Origin of the sequence: Streptomyces sp. NPDC029216, assembly GCF_040648015.1 — a bacterium.
In the GTDB taxonomy this organism is placed as follows: Bacteria; Actinomycetota; Actinomycetes; order Streptomycetales; family Streptomycetaceae; genus Streptomyces.
The window spans coordinates 36,886-43,829 of sequence record NZ_JBEZWL010000058.1 but is presented as its reverse complement, the minus strand read 5'-3'; the positions used below and the strand labels follow the sequence as shown (position 1 = coordinate 43,829).

Genomic DNA, 6,944 nt, shown 5'->3' with positions numbered 1-6,944 from the left:
CCGCGCCGGCGTGAAGGTGTCGCAGCGGGGTCCGTCTGCGACGAGCCCCCGTCGCGAGGCCCGAGACCCGACGTGCGGCCGTCGGGCCTCGCTGCCTCAGCCTCGCCGGGATCTGAACCCGGCTGGCGCCTCAGGAGACTCGAGAGGCAAGACGGCGAGTCGGGTACATACCGTCCGGCCTGTCGAGCAGCCGCCCAGTGAGGCGACTGCTCGACACGCTCGTGCTCCCGAGGGTCCGATGCGGCTGTCAGTCATCCTCGTCGTCGAGTTCGGATTCGCGGACGAACCAGAGGTCGAGGGTGTACTGCTCTGTGGACGAACACTGTTCCCACGATGCCCCGATCTGGTCGGGGCCCCACTGTTCTTGAACGGCACGCCGGATCATCGCTTCGTGATATGCGGCGGTGTCCTGCCGTCCGGTCCATGTCGCGTATCCGCCGTAGACTCCGGAGCGCGGCAGGGTCATATCGCCAGCCGGTCCGTAGGTGAGCTGGTTGACGACGAGCAGGCCGGTTTCCGCTTCGAGAGTCACCGTGGTCGCGCCTTCGGCGTCTGCGGGTGGTGGTTGCGGAGCATCCCAGATCCTGATGTTGATCTGTACCGGGATGTCCGGCTGAAGGCTGTGCAGGTACAGGTGATAGCCGTTTCCGGCGACCACCTGGCTCCTTGACTCCGTCAGTGCTTCGTCGTCGCCGATGTAGGCGTCCGAGTCGTAGACCTCGATGATTCCGCGGTCTGGTCGTGCGGTGATGCTGCAGTCGGCAATGAGAGGCATCTGCGGTCTCCCTAGGAGGTCAAGGAGTGATCTTCACGTAGAACGGGTCTCCGTCGATGATGCGGTTGAGGGTGAACATCTCGTTGAGGCGGCGGCCGCCCGTTTCATTGTCGCTGCCCTCGATGAGCCGGGCGGAGCACCGGTTGCCCGGGGCGTTAGCGCCTTCCTTGGTCGAAGCTGTGAACGTTCGCGTTATTCCCCAGGGGTAAGTTCACGTAATTCCCCACCTGGTCGGCTGGCGTGGGGCCTGGGCATGAGGGGGTCGTCGGGTGGTCTGCGGCCTCTGGCAGACTTCGCGGCATGGGATTGTTCAAGCGGGCCAGGAAGTCGGAGAGCCCTGCTCAGGGAGTGGATCCGGCTGACCTGAGCACGCTGCTGCTGCAGGGCGAAGACGCGATCGACCAGCTGGCTCGGGCGCACGTGTCCTGGGGGCTGGGCTCGGCGGACCGCTGGGGCCTGGATCAGAGGACGGGCCTCATCACGTGGACCTTCCCCGAGAAGACCGCGACGGCGCCCGCGCAGATCCTGGCGAGCTTCAGCCCTTCGTCGGGCTCGTGGCTGTGGGCCTGGGCGAACGAGAGCATCCTCCCGGAGATGAGCCGCGACGCCCGAAGCGTTCGGGACTGGGCAGAAGCACATGGCCATCACGCTCTGGCCCAACCGAAGGTCGACGCCGACGAGCAGACGGCGGCAACCCTCGCGGCTCTGGCCGTCCGGATCACCAGGGCAGCCGGCTTCTATAGGGGCCCGGGCGGCAACTCCGTCGCGATCATCACGTTCGGGCCGGTCACGTTGACCGCTGCGGATGGCAGCACGTCCACCTTCAACATCAATATCGACTAGCGGAACCGGCAGCGCGGTGCCGTGAGGGATCGGTGCCTGGCCTTCAGCAGGGCAGGCACCGACCCCAGTGATGCGGTGGGCAGATCTCCCTATGAGGTCGTCTTTCCGTTCTTGTCAGTGGGGTTCCTGGGCCGCTTGTTCGGGCGGTAGCTGGGGCCGTTCATGATGACCTGGTGACTGGTGTTGATCAGCCGGTCCAGCAGCGACTCGGCGACGACCGGGTTCGGGAAGAGGGGATACCAGTCGCTGGGCGCCCGGTTGCTGGTGATGATCAAAGACCGTCCCTGCCGTTCGCTGACCAGCTCATAGAGGTCATCGGCCTGGGACGCTCCGAGCTGGCGCATGGCGAAGTCGTCGAGGATGAGCACGTCGGGCCGTACCAGTTCACGGATCCGCTTGTCCCAGGTGCGGTCCGCATGGCCGCCGGCGAGGTCCGCGAGAATCCGGCTGGTCTTGTCGAACCGGACGTGGGCGCCCTGGCGAACCGCAAGATGGCCGAGGACCTGGGCGACGTGTGTCTTTTCGACCCCGACCGGGCCGAAGAGGATGACCGACTCGCCCGAATGGAGCCAGCGCAGGGCCCCGAGGTCGCGGATCTGGGCGGCCGGGAGCTTCGAGGAGGCGGTGAAGTCGAACTCCTCCAGGGTGACCTGCTGCTCGAACTTCGCCCGCGCCAGACGCCGCTGGAAAGCGACCGTCTCACGGCGGGTGATCTCGTCCTGGCAGAGGACCTGGAGGAAGTCCAGATGCCCGAGTTCGCCGCCGTGGGCCTGAGCCAGGCGGCATCGAGGGTCTCCAGCATCCCCGAGAGCCGCAGCGACTTCAGCGACTCACGCAGGGCAGAATCCATCACGCTCATCAGATGCTTCCCTCAGCTTCGCCGTGGACCTGGTCGTCGTGGATCTCGTCCGCCGTCTCGGACGGGGCGACGGAGGCGAACAGCCGCTTGGGCCCGTGGAGGAAGGCTGCGGCTCCCGCGTCGCCGCTGGATTCGGGCTCCGGATCGGTCTCGGTGCCGGCGATCAGGATGCCCTTGATGGTGCGGTAGGACGGATCTCCGACGGTGATGGCCCTCGCGCAGGCGGCCTCGAGCCTCGCGTCGCCGTACTTCTTCTTCAGACCGAGGATCCCCTGGGCGGCGCGGAGCCGGTAGAGGGCGTTGACCTCCAGCAGTTGGTCGACGACGGTCCGGCAGGCGTCTCCGACCTCGGATGCCTGGGTCCGGCACCAGATCGGCGTGCGCATCTGGAAGGCGATCTTCTCCGGCGGATAGTCGGTCCTGTCGGTGCGTTTGCCCTGCTCAAGTGCCACGTGGGTCTTGACCAGGTCGCCGTCGAGGAAGATCTGCACCATCGTGGCGGTCGAGCGGACGTCGACCCTGCGGCCGATCAGTTTCCAGGGAACCGAGTAGAGGGTGCGGCCGACCTTGATGTGGATGTCCGGCCCGACCAGCGCCGTCGACCAGCGGGCCAGCACGAACGGGGTGGGCGGCAGCGGCAGCAGGGTCTCGGCTTCGACGGCCTCGAACACCGCCATCGGGGCGGCTCCTGCAACGGCCGGCACTGCCGGCGGCCCGCCACCTTCTGGCTCCAGGTCACAGCCTCGGCCTGCATGTGCTCGATCGAGGTGAACTCCCGACCCCGCCAGAACGAGTCACGGATGTAGGGCATCGGCCGCTCGACCCGCGGCTTGTCCTTGGGCCGGGCCGCGCGGGCCGGATCGACCAAGGCCCCGTAGTGGGTGGCGAGCTCGGCATACGCCTTGTTGATCTTCGGATCGTAGAGATCAGGCTTGTCGACGCCGGTCCGCAGGTTATCCGGCACCAGCCGGCGAGGGACGCCCCCGAAGTAGCGGAAGGCGGCGACGTGGGCCTCGGTCCAGGCATGCTGGTGCAGGTAGAGGACCGGGCGGACGAACTTGTGCCGCGAGCAAGGCAGCACCATCACGAAGGCCCGGATCCGGTGCCGCTTGCCCGTCTTCGGATTGGTCCACTGGCCCAGGTGCCCGTAGTCGATCTGAGCCTCCGAGCCAGGCTCGACATCATCGCGCAAGACCGTGACCTGCGACCTTGTCGTCTCATCGGGCAGCGTGGCGTGCACCCAACGGCGGAACGAGGAGATCGACACGTCCAGCTTGTGCTCGTCCCGCAGCCGCTGGTGGATCGTGGAGACGGTCACCGTCCCCAGCAGGTTCTTGATGTAGTCGCGGTGCTGGTCGATGTCAGGCCAGGTGATCTGCCGCAGCCGCCGGTCAGCGAGTTCGGGAAACCAGCTCTTGATCAGCTTGGCCCAATCGGCCTCCCGCATCGGCGGCCCGCCCGGCGTGATCCCGGACGCCTCCGCCGGCTCCAGGTACTTCCTGATCGTCTTGCGGTCCACCCCCAGCGACGCGGCCAGCTCGCTCTTCGAGCGGCCCGCGTACCAGTGGACGTAGATCTCGGTGATGTCGACCACGACGAACGTTCTCCTTGCCATCCGGGCTGACCATCGGCCTTCCGAACCACAGGCCCAGGGCCGCCCACGCGCCTCCGCGATGACCAGGTCCCTCGATCCCGAACTCCGTCGTACCCATGGCCAATTAGGAGAAGTCGGGATGAGGAATTACATGACGCTCAAACCACCCGAGATTGGGAAAAACGTGAACGCTCACAGAAGCGAAGGGGTACTCGTCACACTGGAGTTTTGTCCCGCTGTAGTCGCCCCAGACGTCGTTGCAGGTGGCGATCGCCTTCTTGCGGTTTTCGGCCTGCTGGTCGCTGTTGACAAGGCGGTGCAGGGGTTCGGTGGCACCGGGCACGGTCTTGCCGGCCCAGGACGGGAAGGTGCGCTCGGGAAGCTGCTGGGCGTCAAGGATGTGGCGGGCGCTCTGGTCTACCGCCGGGTCTTTCAGGCTCATCACGAGCTCGACCCGCGCTTCGCTGAACACAGTGCCCTTGTACTTGCCGGCTGTCGGCCCGGCGTAGTCGAAGCGGACGCTGGAGTAGGCCATGACGGGGTCGGTCCAGGGCACCGCTGTGGGCGAGGTGACTTGCATCTCCAGGCTGACCATCCCGGATACGACCTGCTTGTTGACAGGGTCGAGCTTTCCCGTGTCGGGCGAGGTGTAGTCGAGCTGCCAGAAGGGCTTGGCTGTCCACTGCGCGATGTTCTCATCGCGACTGGTGACCGAGGGTTCGGTCATCTTCGGGTTCGGGTCGCTCTGGGAGGCGTTGATGGTGCGGCTGAAGCTCTGCCTGATTTTCCAGTTCGCGGGGTTCTCGCCGGCTACAGCCTTGGTGTGGATGTTCTCGATGCTGCTCGTGTAATCGACACGCCGGGACCCATCGTAGGAGAACCCAAGGATCCACAGGTCGAACCAGAGCTCTCCGCGCATCCGCCCCTTGTCGTCCATGAGCTTGAGATAGACGGGCTGGAAGACGCATGTTTCGAAGCGGCTTTTGACCCAGCCCTTCCGTGATTTCGCCTCCGGCTGTTTGGCGCACTCGGTCCGCAGGTCTTCCTGCTGTGCCACAGCCGCCGTGGCTCGTGGGCCGTACGGCGCAGCCGGTTGTGCGTGGGCGGCAGCGGCTGAGCCGAGGCCAGCGACGAGGGTCAGTACAGATGACAGGGCTACCACCGCGGTACGACGTCGGCGTGGGCGGCCGGGTATGGCCAGGCTGGCGTCCGGCACGGAGGACTCCTTGACTAGAGGCTGGGCAGCTGGTGTCAGCGACGGCACAGCTGCCCCCAGCAGGCGTCCACGAGCTGGCCGCTGGTGGCCGAATAGGTGGCCCGGAAGCCATGGAACGTCAACCCGCGCTGCTCCAGGCCGTGGTTAGCGGCTGATGACGCCACGGTCACCACTGCCTCGTCGCCAGCAGTCCGCATCGTCATGCCGGCACCAGAGCCGCTGGCTGCGGTCGTGGGGCGGGTACCCGTCGTGACCTGAAGGGTTTCCCGTGCGACCCCGAAGGATGCCGCGGCACGGGCGCTGATGTCGCCGGGCTTCGTGACAGGGCTGTGGCGAGTTCGCCGTCCAGCAGCAGGACACGGGTCCAGGCCAGCAGATCGATTGCCGCGAGGCTGAGTTCGAGCCAGGCAGTGTTGATGTCGAAGTCGCGGGAGGGGAAGCGGCCGAAGCCGGTGGTCTTGCCGCACCGGATGTGGTCCTCGACGGTGGCATGCCCGCGGTGGCGAACCTCCAGGAACTGGGCGGAACCACCACCGCAGGACGGGGTGTCGGTGAGGAACACCTGATGCCGCAAGCCCTCGTCCTGGTCGAACAGGGACAGCTGGGGGCCGGGGTGCGGCCGCTCTCGGCGCACGATGATGCGGGTGCCGGCCGGGTAGCCGGTCAGGTCGACCATGCCGGTCAGCTCGGTGACCTCGGCGCCACCACGCAGAGTCCCGTCCTGGTCCAGGGCGGGATGCCAGAGACGGTCGGGCATGGCCCGGACAGCGCGGCGGACCGGCTCGGTGATGGAGTATCCGACCGAGAAGAAGGTACGGATTCCTCGCTTCCGCACGTCGCGGACGTGGGCGAGGAAGGCTTTCGCGGATCCGGCACTGTCGGTGCGGATCAGGATGTCGGTGCCGTGCCGGTGGGCGTCGGGGATCTGCGCGAGTGCCTGGTCGAGCACCGTGATGTGGTCGGCGGCGGTGTTGGCGCCAGCGTTCCCGGGCCGCAGCCGGCCGGACAGTGCCTCGCCCGTGTTGGCCAGGAAGCACAACAGCGGGTGGAAGCCGAAGCCGCCCTTATACGTGGGTGCGGCCTGCTCTTTCTCAGAGTGGCAGGTGACCAGCGTGGCGTCGAGGTCCAGGACCAGCCCGGGCAGAATGCGTCCCGCGGCACGGGCTGCGGGAATGCCCTCGCCTTGCTCGGCGGCCTGCAGCCAGGCCACTTCCCGGGCCTGAGCACGGGCCGAGCGCAGAGAAGACAGTGCCCTCCCATCGGTGTCGGCGAGCAGCCGCCAGGCAGTCGGGGCCGAGGCGACCGAACCGAACACCTCTGCTTGGTCGCGCAGTACGGCCAGATCCGCAAGGGCCTCGCCGCCGTCGGCGAGCATCACCGCCAGATCGGTGGCGATCCGGCCCGGATCATGCCCGGTCCCGCGCGGCCGGAGCGGCCTGAGCGCGGTGGAGTACGCGGCGGTGAGCCCGGTGGCATCAGCGAGATCAGCCAGCAACCGTGCCCCGGCATGACCGACCACCCCCGAACCATCGGCACTGACCTGGACCCTGGGACGCAACCCGATAGCCTGCACGTAGAAAGTGCCCTCCGCCTGGACCGACAGAACCCCTCAGCAAGGTTCATCTTTCCAGGTCAGGAAGGCACTTTCGCGTTTCCG

4 protein-coding genes and 2 pseudogenes are annotated in these 6,944 nt (G+C 66.9%); 1 reads left to right on the top strand and 5 read right to left on the bottom strand.

The annotated features are described in order from the left end of the window. Positions 1-247 precede the first annotated feature (247 nt). Positions 248-775, bottom strand: coding sequence for a hypothetical protein (locus AB0F18_RS21385; protein ID WP_362062961.1), 528 nt, complete (start codon positions 773-775; stop codon positions 248-250). Positions 776-1,075: 300 nt separating this feature from the next. Here AB0F18_RS21385 and AB0F18_RS21380 point away from each other — a divergent pair, with 300 nt between their 5' ends. Then, entirely contained in the window at positions 1,076-1,618 is a 543-nt protein-coding gene (locus AB0F18_RS21380) for a DUF6882 domain-containing protein (RefSeq protein WP_362062959.1), read from the top strand. An 89-nt stretch (positions 1,619-1,707) separates the two neighbouring features. Here the strand turns inward: AB0F18_RS21380 and istB are convergent, their stop codons facing one another. The 4 genes and pseudogenes from istB to AB0F18_RS21360 all read right to left on the bottom strand — a co-directional run. Then, positions 1,708-2,364: an IS21-like element helper ATPase IstB gene (gene istB / locus AB0F18_RS21375; protein WP_362062965.1), complete on the bottom strand. Its 657-nt coding sequence runs from the start codon at positions 2,362-2,364 to the stop codon at positions 1,708-1,710. A 112-nt stretch (positions 2,365-2,476) separates the two neighbouring features. Continuing rightward, positions 2,477-4,071, bottom strand: a pseudogene (istA, locus tag AB0F18_RS21370) (IS21 family transposase). A gap of 124 nt (positions 4,072-4,195) precedes the next feature. Beyond that, positions 4,196-5,287, bottom strand: coding sequence for a hypothetical protein (locus AB0F18_RS21365; RefSeq protein ID WP_362062957.1), 1,092 nt, complete (start codon positions 5,285-5,287; stop codon positions 4,196-4,198). Positions 5,288-5,612: 325 nt separating this feature from the next. Beyond that, positions 5,613-6,890 (bottom strand): annotated as a pseudogene (locus AB0F18_RS21360) (IS1380 family transposase); the annotation flags it as partial. Positions 6,891-6,944: the final 54 nt, after the last annotated feature.

Excerpts from the sequence above, each read along its gene's own strand:
- AB0F18_RS21385 (WP_362062961.1), bottom strand. The coding sequence starts at position 775 with ATGCCTCTCATTGCCGACTGCAGCATCACCGCACGACCAGACCGCGGA.
- AB0F18_RS21380 (WP_362062959.1), top strand. The coding sequence starts at position 1,076 with ATGGGATTGTTCAAGCGGGCCAGGAAGTCGGAGAGCCCTGCTCAGGGA.